The 24293-nt window shown below is 43.1% G+C and carries 23 protein-coding genes; 12 read left to right on the forward strand and 11 right to left on the reverse strand.

Annotated features, from left to right (window positions below; translation table 11 throughout):
• Positions 1 to 102 precede the first annotated feature (102 nt).
• Positions 103 to 1845 (forward strand): SulP family inorganic anion transporter, encoded by a 1743-nt coding sequence (locus ACRQQK_RS00995; protein WP_457509745.1) that lies wholly within the window; start codon positions 103 to 105, stop codon positions 1843 to 1845.
• Positions 1846 to 1904: 59 nt separating this feature from the next.
• Here the strand turns inward: ACRQQK_RS00995 and ACRQQK_RS01000 are convergent, their stop codons facing one another.
• The 4 genes from ACRQQK_RS01000 to ACRQQK_RS01015 form a co-directional block, all read right to left on the reverse strand.
• Complete coding sequence (locus tag ACRQQK_RS01000; protein WP_457509530.1) at positions 1905 to 2939, reverse strand: NADP-dependent oxidoreductase; 1035 nt, start codon at positions 2937 to 2939, stop codon at positions 1905 to 1907.
• A 124-nt stretch (positions 2940 to 3063) separates the two neighbouring features.
• Positions 3064 to 3660 carry a TetR/AcrR family transcriptional regulator gene (locus ACRQQK_RS01005; RefSeq protein ID WP_457509532.1) on the reverse strand — a complete coding sequence of 199 codons (597 nt, stop codon included), beginning with the start codon at positions 3658 to 3660 and terminating at the stop codon, positions 3064 to 3066.
• Positions 3661 to 3749: 89 nt separating this feature from the next.
• A complete protein-coding gene (locus tag ACRQQK_RS01010; RefSeq protein WP_457509533.1) occupies positions 3750 to 5432 on the reverse strand; it encodes a pseudouridine synthase in 1683 nt (560 codons plus the stop codon).
• Positions 5433 to 5512: 80 nt separating this feature from the next.
• The gene (locus ACRQQK_RS01015) at positions 5513 to 6358 is read right to left on the reverse strand and encodes a DMT family transporter (protein ID WP_457509535.1); all 846 of its coding nucleotides are present in this window, start codon (positions 6356 to 6358) and stop codon (positions 5513 to 5515) included.
• A gap of 127 nt (positions 6359 to 6485) precedes the next feature.
• Here ACRQQK_RS01015 and dmeF point away from each other — a divergent pair, with 127 nt between their 5' ends.
• Positions 6486 to 7427 (forward strand): CDF family Co(II)/Ni(II) efflux transporter DmeF, encoded by a 942-nt coding sequence (gene dmeF, locus ACRQQK_RS01020; RefSeq protein ID WP_457509537.1) that lies wholly within the window; start codon positions 6486 to 6488, stop codon positions 7425 to 7427.
• Positions 7428 to 7439: 12 nt separating this feature from the next.
• Complete coding sequence (locus ACRQQK_RS01025; RefSeq protein ID WP_457509539.1) at positions 7440 to 7856, forward strand: MarR family winged helix-turn-helix transcriptional regulator; 417 nt, start codon at positions 7440 to 7442, stop codon at positions 7854 to 7856.
• A gap of 19 nt (positions 7857 to 7875) precedes the next feature.
• Here the strand turns inward: ACRQQK_RS01025 and ACRQQK_RS01030 are convergent, their stop codons facing one another.
• On the reverse strand, positions 7876 to 8460 hold the full coding sequence (locus ACRQQK_RS01030) for a LysE family translocator (RefSeq protein ID WP_457509541.1): 585 nt from the start codon (positions 8458 to 8460) through the stop codon (positions 7876 to 7878).
• Between the two features lie 110 nt (positions 8461 to 8570).
• Between ACRQQK_RS01030 and ACRQQK_RS01035 the strand changes: the two genes are divergently transcribed.
• Positions 8571 to 9014, forward strand: a complete 444-nt coding sequence (locus ACRQQK_RS01035) for an Lrp/AsnC family transcriptional regulator (protein ID WP_457509543.1) — start codon at positions 8571 to 8573, stop codon at positions 9012 to 9014.
• 93 nt (positions 9015 to 9107) lie between these two features.
• On the opposite strand, the gene ACRQQK_RS01040 is transcribed toward ACRQQK_RS01035, so the two are convergent.
• Positions 9108 to 10751: a methyl-accepting chemotaxis protein gene (locus ACRQQK_RS01040; RefSeq protein WP_457509545.1), complete on the reverse strand. Its 1644-nt coding sequence runs from the start codon at positions 10749 to 10751 to the stop codon at positions 9108 to 9110.
• A gap of 360 nt (positions 10752 to 11111) precedes the next feature.
• On the opposite strand from ACRQQK_RS01040, the gene ACRQQK_RS01045 reads away from it, so the two are divergent.
• The 4 genes from ACRQQK_RS01045 (at position 11112) to pstB (ending at position 14647) form a co-directional block, all read left to right on the forward strand.
• A complete protein-coding gene (locus ACRQQK_RS01045) occupies positions 11112 to 11933 on the forward strand; it encodes a phosphate ABC transporter substrate-binding protein (RefSeq protein WP_457509547.1) in 822 nt (273 codons plus the stop codon).
• Positions 11934 to 12042: 109 nt separating this feature from the next.
• Entirely contained in the window at positions 12043 to 12969 is a 927-nt protein-coding gene (gene pstC, locus ACRQQK_RS01050; protein ID WP_457509549.1) for a phosphate ABC transporter permease subunit PstC, read from the forward strand.
• A gap of 5 nt (positions 12970 to 12974) precedes the next feature.
• Complete coding sequence (gene pstA, locus ACRQQK_RS01055) at positions 12975 to 13862, forward strand: phosphate ABC transporter permease PstA (protein WP_457509551.1); 888 nt, start codon at positions 12975 to 12977, stop codon at positions 13860 to 13862.
• Positions 13863 to 13897: 35 nt separating this feature from the next.
• Entirely contained in the window at positions 13898 to 14647 is a 750-nt protein-coding gene (gene pstB / locus ACRQQK_RS01060; RefSeq protein WP_042485491.1) for a phosphate ABC transporter ATP-binding protein PstB, read from the forward strand.
• 88 nt (positions 14648 to 14735) lie between these two features.
• Here pstB and ACRQQK_RS01065 read toward each other — a convergent pair whose 3' ends face one another.
• The 4 genes from ACRQQK_RS01065 to ACRQQK_RS01080 all read right to left on the reverse strand — a co-directional run bounded on the left by ACRQQK_RS01065 (position 14736) and on the right by ACRQQK_RS01080 (position 20033).
• A complete protein-coding gene (locus ACRQQK_RS01065; RefSeq protein ID WP_457509554.1) occupies positions 14736 to 15836 on the reverse strand; it encodes a GGDEF domain-containing protein in 1101 nt (366 codons plus the stop codon).
• Positions 15833 to 16303, reverse strand: coding sequence for a molybdopterin-dependent oxidoreductase (locus ACRQQK_RS01070; protein WP_457509556.1), 471 nt, complete (start codon positions 16301 to 16303; stop codon positions 15833 to 15835). The genes ACRQQK_RS01065 and ACRQQK_RS01070 overlap by 4 nt, the downstream gene beginning before the upstream one ends.
• 285 nt (positions 16304 to 16588) lie before the next feature.
• The gene (locus ACRQQK_RS01075; RefSeq protein ID WP_457509558.1) at positions 16589 to 17968 is read right to left on the reverse strand and encodes a YjiH family protein; all 1380 of its coding nucleotides are present in this window, start codon (positions 17966 to 17968) and stop codon (positions 16589 to 16591) included.
• Between the two features lie 388 nt (positions 17969 to 18356).
• The gene (locus ACRQQK_RS01080) at positions 18357 to 20033 is read right to left on the reverse strand and encodes a SulP family inorganic anion transporter (RefSeq protein WP_457509560.1); all 1677 of its coding nucleotides are present in this window, start codon (positions 20031 to 20033) and stop codon (positions 18357 to 18359) included.
• Between the two features lie 257 nt (positions 20034 to 20290).
• Between ACRQQK_RS01080 and ACRQQK_RS01085 the strand changes: the two genes are divergently transcribed.
• The 4 genes from ACRQQK_RS01085 to ACRQQK_RS01100 all read left to right on the forward strand — a co-directional run bounded on the left by ACRQQK_RS01085 (position 20291) and on the right by ACRQQK_RS01100 (position 23412).
• Complete coding sequence (locus tag ACRQQK_RS01085) at positions 20291 to 20920, forward strand: hypothetical protein (RefSeq protein WP_457509562.1); 630 nt, start codon at positions 20291 to 20293, stop codon at positions 20918 to 20920.
• A gap of 154 nt (positions 20921 to 21074) precedes the next feature.
• Positions 21075 to 21374, forward strand: coding sequence for an isoamylase early set domain-containing protein (locus ACRQQK_RS01090; RefSeq protein ID WP_102953713.1), 300 nt, complete (start codon positions 21075 to 21077; stop codon positions 21372 to 21374).
• A 189-nt stretch (positions 21375 to 21563) separates the two neighbouring features.
• Positions 21564 to 22877 carry a peptidoglycan DD-metalloendopeptidase family protein gene (locus ACRQQK_RS01095; protein ID WP_457509564.1) on the forward strand — a complete coding sequence of 438 codons (1314 nt, stop codon included), beginning with the start codon at positions 21564 to 21566 and terminating at the stop codon, positions 22875 to 22877.
• Between the two features lie 184 nt (positions 22878 to 23061).
• Entirely contained in the window at positions 23062 to 23412 is a 351-nt protein-coding gene (locus tag ACRQQK_RS01100; RefSeq protein ID WP_042485511.1) for a hypothetical protein, read from the forward strand.
• 219 nt (positions 23413 to 23631) lie between these two features.
• Here ACRQQK_RS01100 and ACRQQK_RS01105 read toward each other — a convergent pair whose 3' ends face one another.
• Positions 23632 to 24261 carry a glutaredoxin domain-containing protein gene (locus tag ACRQQK_RS01105; RefSeq protein WP_457509566.1) on the reverse strand — a complete coding sequence of 210 codons (630 nt, stop codon included), beginning with the start codon at positions 24259 to 24261 and terminating at the stop codon, positions 23632 to 23634.
• Positions 24262 to 24293: the final 32 nt, after the last annotated feature.

Below are 24293 nucleotides of genomic sequence, written 5' to 3' on the forward strand. Positions count from 1 at the left end.
TTTATGTGAAGGGTTTGAACAACTTAGGTTATGCTTAATGGAGATGTTTAGTATGTGAAGTAAGGAACACTGCAATTGAAACACGTTTCTATCGAACAATGGATGCCCGGTTTTGAACAACTGAAACATTATGACCGTTCATGGTTTAAAGATGACCTTCGAGCTGCGTTATCTGTGGTGGCTGTTGCCTTGCCGGTTGCTATTGCCTATGCGCAGTTAACCGGAGTGTCTGCGATTGTTGGTCTGTATTCGTGTGTGCTTCCTATGTTGGTGTATGCCTTGTTCGGTACTTCTCGTCAGTTAATCATTGGCCCTGATGCAGCAACTTGTGCGGTTATCGCGGCCGTGGTGACTCCATTAGCTGCTGGTGACCCCACCAAACATTGGCAGCTAGTTATGACGATGACTGCGATGACGGGTATCTGGTGTATTTTAGCCAGCCGTTTCAAGCTTGGTGTTCTGGCGGATTTCTTATCAAGACCTATTTTGCTTGGGCTGTTAAACGGTGTAGCGCTAACTATTATCGTCGGTCAATTTGCGAAAATATTCGGTTTTAAGTTTGAGCAGCGTTACCTTTTGGAACGATTGTATGAAGCCCCCTCCTTATTACTGAGTGTTCATTGGCAAACCATGATGATCAGTTCCACGACTGTGGTTGTGTACTTGGCTTCCAAACGTTTTCGACCTCAATGGCCAGCCGCGATGTTTGCTATCTTCATTACTGGTGTGATGGTTTGGTTGATGAAGTTAGATACTGTAGGTGTCCAAGTGGTGGGTGTCATTCAAGGTGGGTTGCCAGCATTTCAGGCTCCGACATTTAATATAGGTGTTTCCCGTGAACTCGTAGTGCCAGCGCTTAACTTAGCGGTAGTAAGTTTCGTGAGTATGATGTTGACCGCGCGTAGTTTCGCAGCGAAAAACGGCTATGACATTGATGCAGACAAAGAATTTCAAGCATTGGGACTTGCGAATCTCGCTTCTGCATTTTCTCAAGGCTTCGCTATTAGTGGCGCAGATTCTCGCACCGCAGTGAATGACGCGAACGGCGGGAAATCACAATTGGTTTCTGTGATTGCAGCAGCGGTGATTGGCGCAATAGCGATATTTGCTTATCAACCATTACAATACATTCCTATCGCGGCTCTTGGCGTCGTGCTCATTATTGCGTCCACTTCCTTGCTGGATTTAAAAGGAGTTTGGCAGCTTAAAAAACGTAATAAAGATGCGTTTTATCTTGCCTCTATTACTCTGGTATCCGTGTTGGTTATTGGTGTTATTCCAGGTATCACTCTCGCCGTTCTGTTGGGTTTATTTCAGTTCCTGCGCGTGGTTATGCGCCCAAGAGATCAAGTATTGGGCCTAGATAGCAAAGGTACGGTACGCTCTATTGATCCTTCAGGCAAAGCGACAGCAATTCCAGGCTTAATTATTTATCGTTTTAATTCACCGCTTACTTACTTCAACGCACCCTACTTTAAGCGTCGTCTATTGGAGCTTTCAGAAGCGGGTGGCAGTGATGTTGTGTGTGTTGTGGTTGATGCTGTATCCAGCTTTACCCATTTAGATTTGAGCGTGATGGCGATGCTTGGGGATGTTCAGTTGATTCTTAAAAAACGAGGCATACGTTTAGTGATTGCAGGACGAAAACGCAGTCTACGTAAATGGTGTGACTTAACTGGTGTGCCTGTTGGCGATGGTGGGGTAGTACTTCGTGCTGATCTCTATTTAGCAATTAAACTCAGCGGTTGTTATCAAGAAGCTGTTCAGGAAGGGCAAGTGCCTCCAGTACAGAAAGAGAGCGATCCAAACGAGAACACTACTAAGGCAACTCCCGAGGTGGCTTAGTGCTTAAATCAAAAAAAAAGAGCCTGTATTAACAGGCTCTTATAGTATGTGTGATGAGATTAAAGCGGCTTAGCGACTTCAATCACAACTTTGCCGAAGTTTTTACCTTCCAATAGACCAATCAGTTGTTCTGGTGCGTTTTCTAAACCAACTTCCATTTGTTCACGGTATTTGACCTTACCTTCCGCTACCCATTGGTTCATGTCTGCAGCAAATTCGCCGTAACGATGACCGTAGTCGTCAAAGATAATAAAGCCTTGGATTTTTATGCGTTTAGTCAGGATTAGACCTGTTAGTTGAGACAAACGGTCTGGGCCTTCAGGCAGTGACGTTGCGTTGTATTGAGCAATCAAACCACATACTGGAATACGTGCTTTGGTGTTCAATAATGGCATTACAGCGTCGAATACTTTACCGCCCACGTTTTCGTAGTACACATCAATACCTTTTGGACAAGCGGCTGCAAGCTGCTCTGCAAAATCTTCCGCTTTATGGTCGATACAAGCGTCCATACCCAGTACTTCTACTGCATAACGACACTTCTCTTCACCACCCGCGATACCAACAACTCGACAGCCCTTGATTTTACCAATCTGACCAACCGTTGAGCCTACCGGACCTGTTGCAGAAGCGACAACAATGGTTTCGCCAGCTTGTGGTGCACCGATATCCAGAAGACCCATGTATGCGGTAAAGCCTGGCATACCAAGAACACCTAACGCCCATGAAGGGTTTGTTGGGTTTGCACCTAGTTTCAATAGGCCTGCACCATTAGATAGTGAGTATTTCTGCCAACCTGTCGTGTATGAAAGAACCCATTCACCAACTTGGAAATCAGGGTTGTTTGATGCTTCGATTTGACACACAGTGCCGCCAATCATCACATCATTGATGGCTACAGGTTCTGCGTAAGATTCCGCATCACTCATGCGGCCACGCATGTATGGGTCGAGTGATAAGTAGATAGTGCGCAATAAAACCTCGCCTTCTTTTGGTTCTGGTTTAGCAACGGTTTCTAAGCGAAAGTTTTCTGCCGTTGGCGCGCCTACAGGGCGTGACGCCAACACGATACGTTGGTTTGTTGAGTCAGTCATTGAACTTTCCTTTTGTATTTTTAAATAATTAGACCAGTCGTCTAGTGTTCGTTTCAAAAAAACCGCTACGGAAATAGCGGATGAATCTGTTAAATCGGCGTAGGTTAGCCTTTGTCGATATCGCTTAGTTGAGCTGTTCACCTTTTAAAACTTGTTCGGTTACTTTCAGCGCCTGAACTAAGCTAGCGTCATCGAGGCGAATTTTGTTTATCAAGCTCGCACCAATCCAAAGGTTGTACAGCAGCTCTGATGTTTGGCGGCTATCTTTAACGTTTAATTCGCCTGACTGAATACCTTTTTCAATGTGTTCAGCCACGGTAATGATGACTCGGTCTGTGCCTTTGTGTAGCGCTAAGCGCATCGGCTCAGATAAATCAGAGACTTCACCTGCGAGTTTCACCACTAAGCATTTACCAGTTTGGCACGCACTGCTGTTTTGTTCCATCCAGTAACGCCAATACTGCATGAGTTTTTCATATTCACTCATACTAGTCTTCGCAAACAGGTTTTCGAGCTTCTGCTGGTAGTGGTTGAAGTAATCTTGCAGCAGTGCTTCTCCAAATTGCTCTTTGGATTTGAAGTAATGGTAGAAAGAACCTTTCGGTACTTCAGCATTTTTCAATAGCTCAGAAAGGCCAACACCGGTAAACCCTTTACTGGAAACCAGTTCATAGCCAATGTCTAAAATATGCTGTTTGGTGTCGTTTGATTTTTCGTTCATGTGGTGCAATATAATTTAAATTAGACCAGTCGTCTAGTGGTTTTTAATTGATATTACAAAATGCGCGTATTTGTAATATCAATTCGAACTTAAAAATTAGGATCGACTTGGAAGTGCATACGCTCTTTTGTGTAAGGATGATCAAAGCTCAGACTTTCTGCATGCAGATGAAGGCGTTTATCTTTTTGCCCGTATAGGTCATCACCGACAATCGCCATATTCAGGCCGTCGCCGTGAGCACAATGCACGCGAAGCTGGTGCGTTCGACCTGTTTTGGGGTACAAGTAAACTCTGCTTTTGCCTTCATCAGTACAGATTTTTTGCCAAAACGTATCGGCTGATTTGCCATGTTCGTAGCAAACCATTTGGCGAGGTCGGTCATCCAAATCACCTCTGAGAGGAAGCGTGATTTCACCTGAATCAGCCGTCAGTTCGCCGCTCAATAGTGCAACGTAACGTTTTTCAACGCCGCGTGTAATAAACTGTTTTTGCAAACTCTTGTTCGCGCGACGAGTGAGTGCAAACACTAATATTCCAGATGTCGACATATCTAGCCGATGCAGAACAAAAGGGCCTTCTACATCGGTAAACATTGCTTCTAAGCGAGTGAGAACCGAGTCTTTGATATTCACACCAGGTACGGACAAAAACTCAGCGGGTTTGTTGACGACGACAATCGCTTCATCTTGATAGAGGATCTCTATCTCTTTGCCGTCAGCGGGGTTTTCAAGCAACGGATTGTCATCCAGTTCAATACCTTCAAGCATGTGGCCTAATATCGGATGGCACTTGTTGTTACATGCCGGATAATATTTCTTATGTTGGCGAATTTCAGATTTTGGTGAACGACCCCACCAGAATTCCGCTAATGCAATCGGCTTTAGTTGGTGTGCAAAAGCATATTGCAACAGTTTAGGGGCAGCACATTCACCAGAACCGGCTGGTGGAATAGGATTCGCCGTGCCTTCAAAGATGTCGACCAGCGATTTTTCATCACCCTGCTGATTTAAAAACTGATATTGCGAGAACAGCTTTTTCTGCAAAGCAGCAGAAAGCTGCTTACGCTTTTCTTTGAGTTCACCAAGCTGATTTTGGTGTTGTTCAAGTTCTGTTTGAAGCAGCGCTAACTCGTTATCCCACTTTTGCTTGAGATGTTTAAGCTGATTCTTTTCAGTGACGCTTTGTTGTGCAAGTTGTTCAAAAAGTACAGTTATCTCATCGTTAGACATGTTTTTAGGTGGCGATTGACGCAACAATTTGCGCTGCTTGCGTCCTTCAATCATCACTTGACGATGGGATTCAATTTCTTGCTCTGCTTGCTTTTGACAAGCTTGAATCGACTCAGTTAACTGCGCAGAAATTGGCGACTCATTCAGCTCTCGAACTTGGCGGTTAATCTCTGCAATTTGATTGGCTTCCAAGCGGAAGAAGGTCTCGTCTTCAAAACGATCAAATACTGGCGGCACGAAGTGAGGCTGTTGTAACTTTTCCGCCAGTAGGCCAGAAAAGGCGGAGAGGTAACCGAGTTCGCCTTTTTGATTTTGTACTACTAACACGCCAAACATTTTGCCGTGAGAATCGGGTTCATTTTCAGTGAGTCCGAAAGGGTGTGTCCAATCGGTCTGAGTTTGAATATGTTGCTGTAGCTCTTTGGCGGCGATTTCGCTTAGCGGATGAGGTTCATAGCAAAACGGGAATGTAAAACGCTCCGGTAATGTGTATTCAGAAATGTCAGTCTGAAATGGGGTAAAACAGTGATCGGAGTGCTTCATAACGCTGGAACCTCTTTTAGGTCAACAAAACCTAGATAGATATAAGCGCGGAATTTTACTGGGCGCAGAGGGAAAATCCATCATTTTGTTTGTTTACCCATAATCACCAGAACGATGCCGCCGAGAATCAGTGCGCTGACAAGGGTCAGGTGTAGGGTAAATGCTTCTCCCACTAGTAAGGTTCCGCCTGCTATGGCAATCACAGGTACAGACAATTGAGCGACAGAAGCTTGCAACATGGATAGATGACTAATCACTCGATACCACAAAATATAGCCAGCAGCAGAAGCAATACTGCCGGAAATTAAAGCGAGGATGATACCTTTGGAGGAACTTGATTCTAGATTCACCAACCACGGAGTCAGTAATACGCAAAGTAGTCCGGCAATCCAAAATCCCTGAGAAATGGCTGAGATCGGATTGCCACTGTTGCGGCCAACCAGAGTAAATGTAGCCCATGCTAACCCTGAAAGAATCATCAACAGAGCGGAGAAAATGTCAGGTCTGGTGACGCTGGGCGCCATGAGATAAACGAAACCGGATATAGAAACAACTAACCCCACAAGTTCTAATGCGTTGATTCTGTTCCCTTGGAAAAAGTGCGCCGCAAGTAAGCTAAGTTGCACCGTACCAAACAGAAGCAGAGCGCCTGTTCCGGTTGATAGCTCCAAGTAGGCAATAGAAAAACACAATGCATAAGTAAACAGAGCCAATCCTGCTTTTATGGCGAACATCGGCTGGTAGCGCCTCTCTGCTTTTTTCACCATCACACTGTGTAAAACAATCAAAGTAATGGCCCCTGAAACCAGTCGAAGGTAAGTAAAGGTGGTGGCGTCAATGGTTTGGTCTTGCAACGCTAGACGGCACAAAATGGAGTTCGCAGCGAAAGCAAACATGGTAACGACAGTTAAGAAGGCAGGTGACACAATGAAAAACCTTATTGTTATGTTATGGATAATTTAAGGTTAAACACATGTATACAACAATCTTTAATTTACTTTGATTATCAAACTAACTACACTTTAGAAAATTTGACTATCAAAGTAATTGTTTATGCAAACTCCAAGTTGTCCCCAAACGCAGACGTTTTCTTACACTAATAAGAAAGGGGAAAAGCGTACGCTTTATGTTTTATTACTGACGGTTGTTACTATGGCAGTCGAGATTACTGCTGGTAGTTTTTATGGCTCTATGGCACTTCTCGCAGACGGTTGGCATATGGGTACACACGCCGCTGCGTTTTGCATCACCTTATTCACTTATCGCTATGCTCGTAAGCATGAGAAAACCCGCGCTTACACATTTGGTACTGGTAAAGTGGGCGTTTTGGGTGGATACACAAGTGCAATCGGCTTAGGTTTGGTGGCGTTGGTGATGGCGGGAGAATCTATTCACCGTCTGTTCAATCCGATGAGTATTCAGTTTAACGAAGCGATTTTTGTTGCGGTCATTGGCCTTGTTGTTAATGTCGCCAGTATGTTTTTATTGCATGACCATCATGACCATCATGACCATCATGACCATCATGACCATCATGACCATCATGACCATCATGACCATCATGCTCATGAGCATCAACATGATCACAACCTTACCGCGGCTTACATGCACGTGCTGGCTGATGCATTAACTTCGTTATTGGCTATCGCGGCTTTGATCGTAGGTAAATATTTAGGTTGGGTGTGGTTAGACCCAATTATGGGTATTGTTGGTGCTCTTGTGATCACTAAGTGGGCTGTAGGTTTAATGAAGCAAACTGCGCCAATTCTGCTTGATGCTCACATTAGCCATGACTATGAAAAGAAAGTGCTGGCCAAACTGACACAAGCGGGCGCAAAAGTGATCGATATTCACGTTTGGAAAGTCAGTGCGAATCATTATTCTGCGGCAATACGAATGTCTGCTGAATCGAATAAAGATGCACTGTACTTTAGACAGGTATTGAAAGAGTTTGATAGACTCCATCACCTTACGCTAGAAGTAAATCCGCTTTAAAGGCTATGACATATGCACCAGTTGACCGAGCTTAACAACCTGATTACCGAGTTCTACGACAAGATGTCCTCTTGGGAGATGTCTGTTGTTAAAGAAACAGGCTATTCATTGGCTCAAATTCATACTCTTGAGGTTTTAGGCTCTCATGGTGCAATGCGAATGAAAGAGCTGGCGAACCGTCTGAGTATTACAACGGGAACCTTAACCGTTCAAGTGGAAAAACTGGTTCAGGCGGGGTTGATAGAACGTCAATCCATAGAAGGGGATAGACGTTCTATTCTGGTTACTTTGACTGAAGAAGGGAAGGGTGTGTTTCAACAACACAACGCCTTGCACATGTCGCTCACTGAAGAGCTCACTCGTCGTTTTAGTGCCGAGCAGCAAAAGAATCTGGCTCAAATGCTGACTCTAATCAATCAAGAGTTCTAACTTTCTCTAACGCTTCGCTCTATAGCATTGGGACTACGGAAAGTAACAGTAGTCCTCCCATCGCTCCGTTAAACCAGCGCACATATTTCGGATGATGCATCCAGTGGCTAAGTTGTTTGCCTGCCGCCGTCCAGACACTGACTGAAGGCACATTCACCATCGCAAATACAAGTGCAATAATGGCTAAACCAACCCAACTGGTCGTGTAGTTGTAAACGCTCACTGCGGTCAGAGCCATTGACCAACCTTTGGGGTTCACCCACTGAAACATTACTGCTGAAAGAAAAGTCATTGGTTTATAGGTCGTGCTGTTATGACTTGGCTTACTAAGCACAATTTTGACTGCCAAATAAACTAAGTAGCTTAGACACAACCAATGCAGTATCTGTTGAATGAGAGGGTATTGTTGGAACACACCAATCAAACCTATGCCAACCAAAATGATCATAATGCTAAAGCCAAAAGTGACGCCAGCCATATGAGGAATGGTTTTCTTGAAGCCGACATTTGCGCCTGACGTCATTAACATAATGTTGTTTGGACCAGGGGAAAAAGTGGATACAAACGCAAACATCACTAAAGGCCACCATTGATATAAATCCATTTTCTCTCCTGCAATTGTTATCAAATGATGGAAAAATTGTAATTGGATGCGAACGCAATTTTGTGCTTATATTTGTGTCTACTGCAATTTATAAGCAATAAAATTTAGCTATGGATAGGTTTGACGAAAGAATATTGTTTGAGCTTCAAGCTGACGGAAGAATCTCAAATGTCGAGTTGGCGGAAAGGGTGGGATTATCGCCTTCGGCCACGTTAAGGCGAGTGCAAGAACTGGAGAGAACGAAAGTGATCAAGGGTTATCGCGCTGTATTGGACAAGAATCAGTTAGAAGTCGGTTTTATTGCCTATGTATCTATAGGTTTAAATAGCCATACCAAGCAGTCGCAACTCGCTTTTGAAGAGCATGTTCGCTTTGCCAAGGAAGTGGTGGAATGCCATAACATTACAGGCATGAATGAGTATCTGCTGCGCGTAGAGACCAAGGATCTAAACTCGTATAAGCGCTTTCATTCAAATGTGTTGGGTGAAAGCCCGCAAGTGAAATCCATCTCGACTATGGTGGTGATGGATTCGCCGAAAGATGAACGGCAATAGAAGCTACAATGCTGACACAAAAGCAAGTGCAGAATAAAAAAGGCGATGGAATGTAACCATCGCCTTTGTGTTTATGTTAGAGCTACAAATGGCTTATACACGGAAATGGCTAAGCTGTTCTTTTTGCTGTTCTGCAAGAACAGACAATTCTTGGCTTGCCGCTGCTGACTGGGTAATACCAGCAACGTTCTGGCTTACCAATTCATAGATAGTTGCCAAGTTGCGGTTAATATCTGAAGTCACGTGGTTTTGCTCTTCAGAAGCTGCGGCAACTTGGGTGTTGATGCCATTCAGTTCTGAAATCGCCTGACTAATACTGTTGAGATATTCACTTACTTGATCGCCCAATGCCTGATTGGTTTCAATCATCTTCAAGCTCATATTCATACTGTCATTAGCAATGCCAGATTTACTTTGCAGCTCTTCAATGATGAGCTGAATTTCCTGAGTTGACTGCTGAGTGCGAGCTGCGAGCATACGGACTTCGTCTGCAACGACAGCAAAGCCTCGACCACTTTCTCCGGCACGCGCTGCTTCAATTGCCGCGTTCAAAGCAAGTAAGTTGGTTTGCTCAGAAATGCCTTCAATCACTTCGATGACCTGACCAATTTGCTCTGACTGTTCTTTTAGACCATTCACAACCAATGCTGCGTCGTTAAGCTGGCGAGCCATGTCGATACTTGCTTTGTGGCTTTGTTCGAATATTGCCAAGCTCTCTTTTGCTTGCTGATTTGCTTTTTGTGCAGCTTGTTCAGCTTGAGAAGCGTTGTTAGTAACACTCTGAGCGGCACCTTCAAGTTGGTTTACCGCTGAAGCCACTTGTTCCACTTCTTGCTTTTCTTGGTCAGAGTTAACACTCGATTGTGTCATTACTGCCGCAAGCTCTGTTGAAGCTGAGGCGACTTCAACACTAATACGGATGAGTGTTTCAACGGTTTCACGCAGCTGTTTAGTCGTCGCGTTGATGTCACGCGTCAATGCACTGACTTCGTTGTTGCCTTCAACTTCAGCTTCAACTAACAAGTTACCTTTCGCAACTTCACGCATAATCGTTTGTAGGCTCTGAATCGGCTTAACGATGATGCCTGCTAAAAGCCAACTGCAAAGTGCCGCCAGAATCAACACCGTGACAAATCCAATCATGGAATTTTGCATGACTGTGCCGTGATGATTTTCAGAAGCGTTGACACTTTCCAGTGCGAGAACATTGAGCCTGCTTGATAGCGCTTCAATCGCTTTGACCATTTGCGCGCCAGCATCTCTGTAAGCCGCAGAGGCCTGCTTATATTTGTTGTCAAAGCTTGAATCAAGGTTCGTTTGGCTATGCTTAGTTTTAAGCAGAGGGATCATAGTGTGAAGAGAGTAATCTACATAGTGCTTCATCGCTTTTTGCAGCGCTGTGACTTCTGGCTGTAGACCTTGAACGGTGTTTAGAGATTGAAGAAGCTGAAGGTTCTTCGCTTCGTTTTCTTTTAGTACGGATTGAAGACGTGCGACTTCGTCAGGAGTGAACAAGCTATAGATAGCACTGATGCGCATACTATAGGTGTTGTTAACAATATTAGTGACAGCATCTTTGTGCTCAACAAGCTGCTCGGTAGATTGAGTAACATTTTTGAACGCAGTTTTAAGACTTGATGAGCTATAGGTAATACCAACAGTCAGAAGAAGCATAGTAACAAGTACAGGCACGACAACCTGTAGCTTGATAGACAACCCGGAGATCAGCTTTCGCATGATGTATCCTTATGTAAATAGTAGTAATTATTATTTGATATTTTTGTAACTTGGGGGAGTTTATCGATTTAGAGTAATAATTCAATTATCTCAATCTTCAAAATAGACTAGTTTTGGCTGCTATTTGAGCAACCGTGTTGCCTTTTTGAAGATTGTCTGATTTTTTTACTCAGTGATAACGTTTCCAGCTGAAATTTTATTTTAAATCAGAAACAGGGTACATATGTTTTGAGGGCTTTATTTCAATTTGTCATGCAGTTTTCAACGAACTGAAACACAACTGTCACATTTGGATTCTAAAGTGAATCCCGTTCCAGTAAATCAACGGCAAATAAATTAGCCACTTAAGGAAAGAATGTGATGAAAAAGACAGTAATCGGTGCAATCGCTCTTCTAGGCGCCCTAGCAATTAGCCCTGTTTCAGCAAAAGAAACTATCTCTGCAGTGGGTTCTAGCAGCGTAACACCACTGATGGAAGTTTTCTCAGAAACATACATGAAAACAAACTCGGACGTTTTTATTGAAGTACAAGGCCCTGGTTCTTCTGCTGGCATCAAAGCAGCGAAGAACGGCAGTGCGGATATCGGTATGTCATCTCGCAACTTGAAAGATTCAGAAAAAGAATCAAATTTAGTTGAAGAAGTTATTGCACGTGATGGTATCGCAGTTGTTGTACACCCAAGCAATAAAGTGAAAGGTCTAACAGCTGAACAAGTATCTGAAATCTACAAAGGTGAGATCACTAACTGGAAACAAGTTGGTGGTGAAGACAAGCCTATCGTAGCAATCACTCGTGATACCGCTTCTGGTACTCGTGGTGCTTTCGAAGAAATCATGGAATTGAAGAAAAAGATTTCAGGTAAAACGGTATCGGCTATTTCTCAACGTGCTCAAGTAGCAAATGGTAACGGTGGCCTGAAAACAATGGTTGCATCAAACCCATACTCAATTGGCTACATTTCTCTAGGCACTGTTGACGGTTCAGTTCACGCTCTAGCTGTTGATGGCACTCCAGCAACAGTTGAAAACGTGAAAGCAGGCTCGTACAAAGTTGCTCGTCCTTTCCTAGTGCTTTACAAGAAAGGCGCGCCATCTGCAGAAACTCAAAAATTCCTAGACTGGATGCTAACGGATGAAGCTCAGAAGATTGTTGCTTCACACCACTACATCTCTGTGAACTAAGATTTAAATTAATAAACTTTGCTCAGCCCGCTTTGGGCTGGGCTTTTGTATTACATACCGACGAACGAATGAAAGTTGGTTTGTTCGGTAGGTGAGATTGAGAACATCTATGACCATCGCAAATAGTGACAAGCTTATGGATATCGAAAAGACGCAAGCAAAGCGTAAACTGCGTGCACAGAAGCGCGTAGATTGGAGGGAACGTTTCTTCCACGGTTTGTTTTTGACGAGTGCCGTTATTGGTATCGTTTCTCTAGCTGTTATTGCCTACTTTATCGTAAAAGAGAGTATTCCTGCATTCCAAGAAGTTGGCGTTTCTGGCATCGTTCTTGGACAAGACTGGTTACCGCCGGCGTTATACGGTGTGGCTACCATGATTGTGGCATCTGTTGTTTCTACTTTTGGAGCGGTAATTGTTGGTGTTCCTATCGGTGTACTGACTGCCATTTTTATCGCAGAGATTGCACCTAAAAGTGTTGCGGACATCATTCGCCCAGCGGTTGAATTGTTGGCGGGTATCCCTTCGGTTGTTTATGGCTTCTTCGGCCTAGTGATCATTGTTCCTTTAATTCAGAACATTTTCCAAGTGCCTGCAGGTAACACTATTCTCGCAGGGATTATTGTTCTTGGTGTGATGATTTTGCCAACTGTTATCACTGTATCTGAAACGTCAATCCGTGCGGTACCTCGCGCATATAAAGAAGGTTCTCTGGCGCTGGGTGCTTCAAACATCTACACCATTTTCAAGCTTCTCGTTCCAGCGGCACGTTCAGGCATTATGACTGGCGTTATTCTTGGTATCGGTCGCGCGCTTGGTGAAACCATGGCGATCATCATGGTGATGGGTAACGCACCTGCGATGCCAGAAGGCATTCTTGATTCTGCACGTACCCTGACGGCAAACATCGCAATTGAGATGTCATATGCAAGTGGCGTTCATGCTAACGCGCTGTATGCCACGGGTGTTGTGTTGCTTGTCTTTATCATGATGCTCAACGCTGCTCTTCTGTACCTAAACCGTGAGAAAGCGAGGTAACGACTATGAGTTTCGCAAATCAAAAAAGCGCAGATCGCGCAAAACTAAAACAAGCGCGAGAATTTAAAGATAATGTTTTAAGAGCGTTTATCTGGCTTGCTGCGGCTTTAACGGTTGGTTTTCTGTTCTGGATTATCTGGTACATCCTATCTAACGGTTTAAAACACGTCGATTGGGCATTCGTTACGGACAACTACACCCGTACTGGTGATGAACACGGTATTTTCCCGATGATCATCTCAACCATTTATATGGTGATAGCTTCAATAGCGGTTGCGGCACCTTTGGGTATTATGACGGCGATCTATCTTACTGAATATGCCAAAGTGGGCAGTAAACTGGTGAAAGTCATTCGTTTTTGTACAGAATCACTAGCGGGTATTCCATCGATCATTTTTGGTCTGTTTGGTATGACATTCTTTGTGGTGATTCTTGGTTTAGGATTCTCGATTCTTTCTGGCGCATTAACGCTCAGTATCCTGATTCTGCCAGTGATCATTCGTACAACAGAAGAAGCACTAATGTCGGTACCACAAACCTATCGCGAAGGCTCCTATGGTCTTGGTGCTTCAAAAATATACACTATCTGGCGTCTCATCTTGCCAAGTGCGATTCCAGGTATTCTGACTTCTGTTATTTTGAGTATTGGCCGCGTTATTGGTGAGTCAGCGCCGGTGTTCTTAACCGCAGGTATGGTAGCTCGTGTTCCTGATTCTCTATTGGATTCAGGCCGAACATTGACGGTTCACCTATACAAACTGACAACTGAACTATTCACAATTGAAGAGTGGAATCAAGCGTACGGAACAGCCACTGTGCTGATTGTTGTTGTGTTGCTCATCAACATGTTTACCAAGTTAATCGCTAAGCGATTCAATACGGCAACTTACTAGTCCGATACGACTGACAGAATTTAAGAGACACGACAATGAACAAATTTAATATTGAAAATCTGGATTTATTCTACGGCGAAAACCAAGCACTAAAATCAATCAACCTGCCAATACCTACTCGTCAAGTGACGGCGCTGATTGGCCCATCTGGTTGTGGTAAATCAACGCTATTGCGCTGTTTGAACCGCATGAATGACTTGATCGAAGGCGTGACTATCAAAGGCAAACTAGAGATGGATGGTCAGGATATTTATGGCAACGTTGATGTTGCCGATATCCGTATCCGTGTTGGTATGGTTTTCCAAAAGCCGAACCCATTCCCTATGAGCATTTACGAAAACGTAGCGTACGGCCTGCGTGCTCAAGGTGTGAAAGATAAAAAGCACATTGATGAAGTGGTAGAACGTTCACTGCGTGGCGCTGCGCTTTGGGATGAAGTGAAAGATCGTTTGAAGTCACACGCGTTTGGTTTATCGGGCGGTCAGCAGCAACGTCTATGTATTGCTCGCACCATCGCAATGGAACCGGATGTGATCCTGATGGACGAACCAACGTCTGCACTTGACCCGATCGCAACGCATAAAATTGAAGAGTTGATGGAAGAGTTAAAGAAAAACTACACCATCGTTATCGTTACTCACTCAATGCAGCAAGCGCGTCGTATTTCAGACCGCACAGCGTTCTTCCTGATGGGAGAGTTGGTTGAGCATGACGATACACAGGTGATTTTCAGTCAACCAAAAGATGACAGAACAAAAGGCTATGTAAACGGTGATTTCGGTTAATCGCAACTTATTCACCAAAGAGACGTCATTAATGACAACACTTGCTGGCTAACACTATATAACTATAAAGCGATGGTAACCTTGCCCCTCATAATGAGGGGCCTTTTTTTTGATGCTTCATTGCATACATTTTTTGGTCTGCAATGTGAATTAACTGGTTGATGTCGGTAGCATCGTTTGGATAAGAACTAACGCCAATACTGGTACTTAAAGCACGATGTTGATTATCGCCTACCACAAATTTCTGTTCAAAACACTGCTCTATAAGGTTTTGCATCCCTTCCAATTCCAATGGTTCCACACTGTTAATAATGAGTGCAAACTCATCACCACCCATACGGAAAAGCTCATAATCAAAGGTTGGAATGTGTGATAAGCGTTTGGTCACCTGTTTTAAAACAGAATCACCAGACAAATGGCCAAAGTCATCGTTAATGGCTTTAAAACCGTTGAGATCCAATAGGAATAGAGAGTAACGACCACTATTAGGTCGATGTGAAATAGAGCGAAACATCGACAATCGGTTGCCGATATCGGTCAGTGGGTCCGTTAACGCTAACAAACGATGATACTGAGCCTCTTTGTACCAAATAAAACTTACCAATCCGATGGAGAAAAACAGTAGCAGAATGAGTACATATTGAATATTGGTTACATATTCAGCTTGTGCCTTCTGTTCTAAATACATAGGACTTTGAATTTTAAAGTTATCGTTAATGTATTGAATCACGTCCAGATAAAGAGCTTCAGTTCTGCTTGTGAAGTTAGTGAGTGACTGCTCGTCGTTGATGCTCAACAACAAGGACTCCAGTAGCTTGAAATGGTCAAAAGTATTTTTGAAGTAGTGCAGTGTGCCGTCTATTTCCAAGAATTCATCCGCTTCGCTGTTGTGCAGAATCAGATCAAAACGGCTCCATGTAAGCTCATATTTTAGCTTCACATTTTCTAGGTCTTCGGGTGTATCTAAAGCATGAGGCATAATAGATACCAGCTCAGTAAACTCTTTAGTTAGGTAGAACAAAAACCAAGTAGCTTTATGCTGCTTATAAGTGTAAGAACGAGCCAACTCTTTGGTTGAAGTTAGCGTATAGAGATTAGCGATCATTAAAACAACAGAGACGATCAGTAACAACGTCTTTGTTCGTTGAATTAAAGGATGTAACTGCTTACTTTGAGGGGCTGCAATCATTTGTATTTAATGGATATCTCTTTAATTTGCCATACCATTTGAGTGTGATATTCCGGCGTATCAGTTTGCGGAAACTTGGACATATCGTAAATAAACCAAAATGGGCCTTTGTCGCGTACTCGCATCGGCTCGCCATTGATGGAGTAAGCCACAATTGGTGTATAGCGCTTCAAATCATCAATAGAAGTTGTTGATGAGTAGTCGTTCAACGCAGTGAAGGAAACACTGGCTACATCTTTGGTTTTTAAATAGCTCAACAAATCGATCATGGTGAAACCAGTAAAGACTTCGGCGTTGGGGTTGTTTCCCCAAGGAGTGCTAGTGGTAAAATTGACAACAGGTAACTCGCTTTCGAGTTGGGTCATCGACAGGACAATCGGTGCTTGATCTGGCAGTTTTATTGTTAAGTCATACGCAGACGCGAAAGTACTAATAAAGAGTAGAGAGGCAGTTAAAATCCGTTTCATTCCATTCATTCACTTTTATATGTTGATCGCTATTTGCACAAAAATCGTCTGAAAAACGACCTGTCTGGGATGTTCCTACGAAATTATACGGTGCATACCTAACCAGTTCTATTTTTTATTAAGACTTATAGTACTTAAGCTAGGTTATTTAGGACTAATAACTGGAATTTTATGCAATGAGGTGAATGAAATTCTGGGGAGATATGGAGATAGTTTTATATTATTTCTGCACAAGACAATAAAAAAGGCTTCACCGAGTGAAGCCTTTTGTTTGCGAATCTGAACTTAGAAAATCAAATGTGCAACACCAGCGATAACAGGTAGCGTGATCAACGTACGTAAAATGAAGATAACGAACAGTTCTACGAAGTTAACCGGAATTCGGCTGCCTAGCATTAGCGCACCAACTTCAGACATGTAGATAAGCTGAGTAACAGACATTGCTGCGATAACAAAGCGAGTCATCTCATTGTCGATTGAAGCGGCAAGGATTGCAGGAATGAACATGTCTGCAAAGCCAACCACAATTGTTTGAGACGCTTGAACGGCTTCAGGTACGCCTAATAGCTCTAGGTAAGGAATAAATGGTTGACCTAGAATCGAGAATACAGAGGTGTATTCAGCAATAACTAAAGCAACAGTACCTAAGCCCATAACCACTGGAAGTACACCGAATACCATGTCGACAGCATTGCGAATACCTTCGCCGAATACTGACTTGAATGAGTTCACTTGGCCTGCTTTAGTTAGCGCAAGTTTCATACCCCAAGAAAGTGAGGTGTGACCTGTTGGAATTGCATCCGCATCCGCATCAGGCTTTGAACCATCAATAAAAGTATTCTTTTTCAAGCTTAGTGGTGGCAGACGAGGAATAATGATCGCTGCAACAAAACCGGCTAAACAGATAGCTCCGTAGAATGGTAGGAATAAATGTTCCAGTTCTACCTGAGCAATAACCACTAGACTGAACGTAATAGATACTGCTGAGAAGGTTGTACCGACAACGGCAGCTTCACGTTGAGTGTAGAATTTGTCTTCATATTGCTTGCTTGTCAGTAGGATACCTACGCTGCCATCACCTAACCAAGAAGCTACACAGTCGATTGCACTGCGGCCAGGTAGGTTGAACAGAGGACGCATAATTTTACTTAATAGTGCACCCATGAGTTCTAACAAACCAAAGTTAAGCAATAGTGGTAATAGCAGGCCTGCAAAAATGAATACTGAGAATAGTGTTGGTAATAAGCCTTCTAGAACTAAACCACCCGTGTTTTCTTCCCAGATAGCTTCAGGACCAACTTTGAAGAAAGTCATGATGACTGCTGCGCCACCAATCACTCGTACAGCAAGCCATAACCATGATGGGTTAAACAGACTGTTTAAAAATGGTTTATCAACAATGAATGCCGGTTTGAAAAGTTTCGTCGCAAAAGAAGCAACCGACATAAAAGCAATAATAGTAGTAATAATTGCCACTAAAGAGTCACCAAACAATGCTTGTACAGACTTAGCCAATACAGCAACAGGAATGGTGAATGAACCGTCATAACTGATCGGTGCCATAAATAGGAACACCCCGATCAGAGAAGGGATCAGGAACATCCATAAGCTTCCAGCAGACTTCTGTTCTACTGGCGTGTCTAGTGTTTGAGCGTTATCTTGCATTATTTTTCTCGTGTTACTACTAGTCAATTAAAACCATGTCCTTGGTATAATAATTCACTAAACATCCGTATTTACTCATTGGCGCGAGAATATCTATTTTTTGATGCTTAAGCAATACTATTCAACAAAAAGGAGTAAATATTCATTCCTTTGCACTTTGAGAATGGCAAATCATGGTGATTTGTTTCGTTATTGTTACACTGGTGAAGGATTTGTATAAAATCATTTGTGTGCTTAATGTGAAGTCGGGCACAGACTTGTAGATCAAAATGCGGGTCGAAAGAGGTTCTTTTTCTATAAGTTACAGAATTATAAAGAAAAGCTCTTGGTTATTAGACCAAGAGCTGAGATTAGAGGATTGACAAGGGGAGATGTTTACTTTTTCGCGTTAGGTTGGGTCTGAATTTGTTAATGAATTTTTATCAATGCTATTTAAGCTTACACGCAGTGCGTCATCGAATTCTTTATATACATTCTCTTCGCCTACAAGATGAATAATTCCCGCCCTATCTAGCTTTTGTGTCACGCGTGGGTTCGCCCCTGAAATGAGCACTGTGACATTTTTATGATGGAAATTCTCGATGATTTCTTCTAGAGCTTGCAGTCCGGTAATGTCCATAAACGGTACCCATCTTAAACGGATGATAAGAATCTTCGGAGTTTCCTGAATGCTGGTCATCACACGCTCAAACGTTTCGGCTGCAGCAAAAAAGAACGGTCCATCAAGTGCATAAATAGCCAATTCTCGCGGTAATGCGCTTTTTCCATGACGCTGTAAATCAGGGGTTAATTCTTCTGGTGTTGATGCTTTCACTTCAACGCTCGAAGCCATGCGTTTCACAAAGTGAAGAATAGCGATAATCACACCAATGTTTACTGCTACAACAAGGTCTGCAAAAACAGTCAAGCTAAAGGTGATAAGCAGAATAACCACATCCGCCTTGGGAGCTCGTTTAACTAGCTTAACGAAGTGTGGAATTTCACTCATATTCCAAGCTACAACGAATAAAATTGCACTCAGTGTAGCGAGTGGAATATTGACCGCTAATGGAGCTAGCACCAGCAAAATGACAACCAGTGTTAACGCATGAATAATACCCGCTAGTGGGCTATTACCCCCATTGCGAATATTGGTTGCGGTGCGGGCAATTGCCCCTGTTGCCGCAATACCACCAAAAATAGGTGCGATGATATTGGCAATGCCTTGGCCCACTAATTCTTGGTTTGAGTTGTGTTTAGTGCCCGCCATACCATCAGCAACAACCGCAGAAAGTAGAGACTCAATTGCACCGAGCATGGCAATAGCAAAAGCAGGGCCGATCAACTGAATAATCTGAGAAAACGAGATATCAGGAACAGAGAGTTCTGGTAAACCTTGTGGGATACCACCAAAAGCAGAACCTATGGTGCGCACGCCTTCAAAGCCGACGACATACTGCAATGTGGTGACCACTACCAGTGCCAGTAACGGCCCCGGAATGCGTGATAACTTTGGAATTTTAGGCGCTGCAATGACCAACACCAAAGACAATAAAGCCAACAAGGTAGTTGTTAAATGAAATTGTGGGAACGCATGGAAAATAGAAATCAGTTTTTGATGAAAATGCGCACCGCTGATCTGAGGCAAGCCAAAGAAATCTTGCCATTGACCGACCCAAATGATGACGCCAATACCACTGGTAAAGCCGACGATAACTGGATCTGGGATATAGCGAATGATACTGCCAAGTTTGGTTACACCAAGAACAAGCAGAATGACACCCGCCATCATAGTCGCGACTTGCAAGCCGCTAACGCCATACTGAGCAACAATCCCCGCCAAAATAACGATAAATGCGCCGGTAGGTCCTGCAATTTGAACTCGCGAACCGCCGAAGATAGAGACAATTAAGCCTGCGATAATCGCGGTATAAATACCTTGTTCAGGTTTCACCCCTGATGCAATCGCGAATGCCATCGCTAAAGGAAGAGCAACCACCCCGACTATCAATCCCGCACTTAAATTATTTAACCAATGCTTACTTTTAAGCAGACCTGCTTTATGGGATTCATAGATGGCAAACATATCAATAGCCTTAACAATGGTGTGGTAATCGAACGGCGTCTGATTCTACGCTCATTTCATATCCTGTAAAGGTAGGATTCAGATAGATTTTTTGCAGCGAAATTTCGCTAAAAAAGCGCTTTTCAAGCGGAAAAGTTGTACTCATGTGAGGCATTCGTAATGAATTTTTACCAATAGGTTATTGGCTTAATACTCTTAATGTCAGAGAGCTTGGGTTATAGTGTTCGCGCCTTATAAAACATCAAACTACAAACATTATGAAAAAACGCCTTTTACCTATTCCTCTGATTTTGCTCACTCCTATCGTTTTACTCGTTATCGTTGTTGTGGCGGGGATCTATCGCTTCTCACTTTCTGATCAAGAAATCATGGCGAAATTTCCCACCACAACAATAAAGCAAGACCTGATCGCTCAAGCTGTTTTTGGGTTGGACGTACCCAACCCAATCACCGTTCCGGTTCCTGAAACTCCAAGCTTTGCATTTATGGAGTCTTGGGATGAGCAGCAGCGCTGGGTGGGCGGCACTTATGATTCGGGAAGCGAGCGTGGCTCTGTCGCATTGGATACTCAACTAATGCTTAAGTTGGAAGGCTTTGAAGAGCAACATGGTTATCTTTCGGTGATTCGTGTTTCGAATCAGGGCTCCGGCGTATTCAACTATTTAGCCTTATTTAAATATGACTCACTCAGATCTCGAATGGTGATGGTCAGCAGCCAGCTTTTAGGGGATCGTGTCGATGTACAATCGTTGGTACAAAATGGTGGCAACGTAACCGTGACACTTTTAAGCCATGAAAATAATGTGGCTTTTTCTGAGGCAGCAACGGAATCTGTGTCTATACTGTTTTCGATATCGGAGAAATATCAGCTATCTCTATCCAATTAGGAACGCAGTTTCAGCAGGGTAGGTGCATAGTAGCATAATGGCTTAGTGATACTCAGTTGTTTGAGGAAACTTCTTGGCTGAAGTTGAAAGTTTATTTTTGAGTTTCTATCATTTGCCTAGCAGAACACTTTTTGAGCAAAAAATGGAGTTTGACATGATTAATAAGCGTTTCTTTAAGACAAAAGATGAAGTAGAAGTGACATTTGAGCTGGATGCTCCGGATGTCGCATCGAATGTCTCTATTGTTGCAGATTTTCTTGATTGGCAGCCTCAGCCGATGAAGAAAGTTGCAAAATCCAGTGTGTTTAAGTTTAAAACCCGCCTACCAAAAGATTCTAATTACCAGTTCCGTTATCTTTTAGACGAAGAACTTTGGGTGAATGATCCACAGGCTGATCAATATATTCCCAATGGCTATGGCGAAGATAACTGCATGGTATCCACACACCAATAAATTAGTTTAGATACCATATAGTTAAAAGTAATGTTGATTGGCTACTGAAGGCTAAACTTGCGCTATAAACAATACTTCTAAAAAGGCACTTTTGTGCCTTTTTACTATTCTTTACTCGCTCAATAATGACTTTTTGTTAAGAAAGCCTTAATCTGTGCCTCTTTTTAAATGATTTACACAGGTAAGGTTGTGCTTTCAAAATCTGTTATTTTGCGATTTTCAGAGCTTTCAAAAAGAAAGAAAGCCTTTGCACTAGGGTTACCTATTGTAGCTGCTGCAGCCATCTTGTTATCGTCAACTCCTGAGTCAAATCAGCGACGTATTGCTTTATCTATCCAAGAATCAGACGTAGTAGAATCGATTTTTGGCGAGACAAAGCAAGAGAGTTTGCCACTTCCTGATTACGAATATGTAATCAAATCCGGTGATAATTTAAGTAGCATCTTTAATCAGCTTGGTTTTTCCTACCAAGAGCTGATGAAGATAATGGAAACCGACTTAAACTATCTGGCCCTGGATACACTGAAGCCTGGCAACATACTGCGTTTCTGGTCAGGCGATAACAAACGAACTCTGGCTAAGATGGAGTTAGAGTTTAGTTTGGTTGAGCGAGCGGTTTATTCGCGTGTTGAAGATGGAAGTTTTGAATATAAGGACGTAACTTTACCTAGCCGATGGAAAGAGTTTGCTCTAGTCGGTGAAATTCAGGGTAGCTTTTCCCAGTCTGCGAATAAAATTGGTTTGGGCAGTGCTGAGATCGATCAAATCGTCGCTTTGTTGAAGGATAAAGTGAATTTTGGCCGAGATTTACGTGCTGGTGACCAGTTTGAAGTGGTTCAGTCTCGTCAGTATGTCGGTGAAAAACTGACAGGTAACCGAGAAATTCAAGCGATTAAAATTTATAGCCGCAATAGCGAAGTTTCTGCGTATTTATACAAAGATGGTCAGTATTACGACAAAGATGGCAACAGTCTTCAACGTGCTTTTCAACGTTATCCGACAAAAACACATTGGCGAATGTCATCGGGCTTTAATCCTAATCGTCATCACCCTGTTACTGGACAGTATGCTCCGCACAATGGTACGGATTTCGCGACTCCGATAGGTACGCCAATTCTGTCAACGGGTGATGGTCAAGTAATAATGACTCGTAACCATCCGTATGCGGGTAACTATGTTGTGATTAAGCATGACAACACCTATAGCACTCGTTATTTGCATTTGAGCAAGATACTGGTGCGTAAAGGGCAGAAAGTAACTCGTGGTCAACGCATTGGTTTATCGGGTAAATCAGGTCGTGTAACTGGCCCGCATTTGCACTATGAATTGATCGTTCGTGGTCGTCCGGTTGATGCTATGAAAGCGAATATCCCAATGGCAACTTCGGTACCGAAAAAAGAGATGTCCGTATTTCTTGCTCGACGTGCTCAGCTTGATAAAATTCTCGACTCCAAAGAGAGCATGCTTGCTTCAAATGCCAAAGACGTTCCTCAAGAAGGTTAGTCGTTGGATCATTAATGTTTCAAGAGCCCTATCGTTTGATGGGGCTTTTTTATGTTTTAACTATCTATGTTTTAAAGATGTACGGGAAGATGCTTTGTCCTATGTTTTAAAGATGTACGGGAAGATGCTTTGTCTGCCGCTTTACGTATATAATCCGCCGCGTACTTTATTGAGGAGAGATTTTATGCAGCAAAACGAATTTGAAGCTTTGGTAAAAAGCTTATGTGAGAAAGAGAACCTACCTCAGGCTCTAGAGCTGCTAAAAGCGAGCGAAGATAAAGAGGTTGCGGAAGCCGCTCAGTCGTTAACGGGCCAGTTTGCATTGGCAGAAGTTGATGGTGAACAACGCATCTATCACGTCTTTTTGCAGCAGGATGAACAAGGCGAAGAGCAAGAGTTTGTCGAGCATATTATGAATGAAGGTGACGATGTGATTAAATTTGTCGCTTGGTTCTTCGATATCCATTTTGATGTTAAACATAAAGATACTTACCAAGCAGCAGGCAAAACCTATCAGCAGCCGAAAAGAAGCTAACTGAGTTTTCGCAGACAGCTATTAATTTTCAATTAGCATCAGCCTATATGGTGGCGGGTGACGTGGTTGTTAAACAAGTGATGAAAGAAACGCTTTACGGAAAAGCTAAAGCGAAGAAATCATCGCGTATAAAGATGTTTGTTAAGAAAATCTTTCAGTAATTAAAAAGCCCTGAGGTTAATAGTCTCAGGGCTTTTTGCTTATTCGATTGGCGATAGGCTAACCAATCTCTTTCTGATGAATCAGATGAACATTTTCTCCGTTCGATAGGCTTTCTTGATTCAAATCTCGTTGGGCTAACCATGTTTCTAAATCGCTGCATCCACCGATGTAGTTGCCCTCAATCCATATTTGCGGAACCGTCACGGGCGTTTTATCTCCGATAATGGCTTTCACCTCGGGAATCATTCTGTACAGCGCCGCGCTGTCTTTTACCACATCATGGTACTGGTAACTGATGCCAGATTTGTCCAGCAACTGTTTTGCTTTGGCGCAGTAAGGGCAGGTCTCTTTACCAAACACGATATTGCCCTTCAACGAGTCACGCTTTGTCCATTCTTTAATCGCAGCTTGGACCAGCAGACCTCTGTTTAGGGCTTCTCCTTGGCTCACTACTTGTCCTTCAAGAATAACAATTGGTGCGTGCCAAGCTCCGTGCTTCAAAGGTTCCCACCAATGCGTTAGCCAGTCTTTCACTTCTAATTCAACAGGAACGTCCGCGAGTTCGTTTATAAACGTATCGAGAAGTATGTCTTTTGTCAGTGTGCATTCGCCGCACGGAATGTTCACTTTAAATGGACCGAAGCTGCCTGCCCATCGATATAAAGTTATTTTAATTGGCTTTGTCATGGCTGATAGATACCCAGTTAACCTTCGTTTGA

The organism is Vibrio sp. C8 (assembly GCF_054051265.1).

Coding starts and splice junctions, on each gene's coding strand:
- ACRQQK_RS00995 (WP_457509745.1), top strand. CDS start 103: ATGCCCGGTTTTGAACAACTGAAACATTATGACCGTTCATGGTTTAAA.
- ACRQQK_RS01000 (WP_457509530.1), bottom strand. CDS start 2,939: ATGACTGACTCAACAAACCAACGTATCGTGTTGGCGTCACGCCCTGTA.
- ACRQQK_RS01005 (WP_457509532.1), bottom strand. CDS start 3,660: ATGAACGAAAAATCAAACGACACCAAACAGCATATTTTAGACATTGGC.
- ACRQQK_RS01010 (WP_457509533.1), bottom strand. CDS start 5,432: ATGAAGCACTCCGATCACTGTTTTACCCCATTTCAGACTGACATTTCT.
- dmeF (WP_457509537.1), top strand. CDS start 6,486: ATGCAAACTCCAAGTTGTCCCCAAACGCAGACGTTTTCTTACACTAAT.
- ACRQQK_RS01025 (WP_457509539.1), top strand. CDS start 7,440: ATGCACCAGTTGACCGAGCTTAACAACCTGATTACCGAGTTCTACGAC.
- ACRQQK_RS01030 (WP_457509541.1), bottom strand. CDS start 8,460: ATGGATTTATATCAATGGTGGCCTTTAGTGATGTTTGCGTTTGTATCC.
- ACRQQK_RS01035 (WP_457509543.1), top strand. CDS start 8,571: ATGGATAGGTTTGACGAAAGAATATTGTTTGAGCTTCAAGCTGACGGA.
- ACRQQK_RS01040 (WP_457509545.1), bottom strand. CDS start 10,751: ATGCGAAAGCTGATCTCCGGGTTGTCTATCAAGCTACAGGTTGTCGTG.
- ACRQQK_RS01045 (WP_457509547.1), top strand. CDS start 11,112: ATGAAAAAGACAGTAATCGGTGCAATCGCTCTTCTAGGCGCCCTAGCA.
- pstC (WP_457509549.1), top strand. CDS start 12,043: ATGACCATCGCAAATAGTGACAAGCTTATGGATATCGAAAAGACGCAA.
- pstA (WP_457509551.1), top strand. CDS start 12,975: ATGAGTTTCGCAAATCAAAAAAGCGCAGATCGCGCAAAACTAAAACAA.
- pstB (WP_042485491.1), top strand. CDS start 13,898: ATGAACAAATTTAATATTGAAAATCTGGATTTATTCTACGGCGAAAAC.
- ACRQQK_RS01065 (WP_457509554.1), bottom strand. CDS start 15,836: ATGATTGCAGCCCCTCAAAGTAAGCAGTTACATCCTTTAATTCAACGA.
- ACRQQK_RS01070 (WP_457509556.1), bottom strand. CDS start 16,303: ATGAAACGGATTTTAACTGCCTCTCTACTCTTTATTAGTACTTTCGCG.
- ACRQQK_RS01075 (WP_457509558.1), bottom strand. CDS start 17,968: ATGCAAGATAACGCTCAAACACTAGACACGCCAGTAGAACAGAAGTCT.
- ACRQQK_RS01080 (WP_457509560.1), bottom strand. CDS start 20,033: ATGTTTGCCATCTATGAATCCCATAAAGCAGGTCTGCTTAAAAGTAAG.
- ACRQQK_RS01085 (WP_457509562.1), top strand. CDS start 20,291: ATGAAAAAACGCCTTTTACCTATTCCTCTGATTTTGCTCACTCCTATC.
- ACRQQK_RS01090 (WP_102953713.1), top strand. CDS start 21,075: ATGATTAATAAGCGTTTCTTTAAGACAAAAGATGAAGTAGAAGTGACA.
- ACRQQK_RS01100 (WP_042485511.1), top strand. CDS start 23,062: ATGCAGCAAAACGAATTTGAAGCTTTGGTAAAAAGCTTATGTGAGAAA.
- ACRQQK_RS01105 (WP_457509566.1), bottom strand. CDS start 24,261: ATGACAAAGCCAATTAAAATAACTTTATATCGATGGGCAGGCAGCTTC.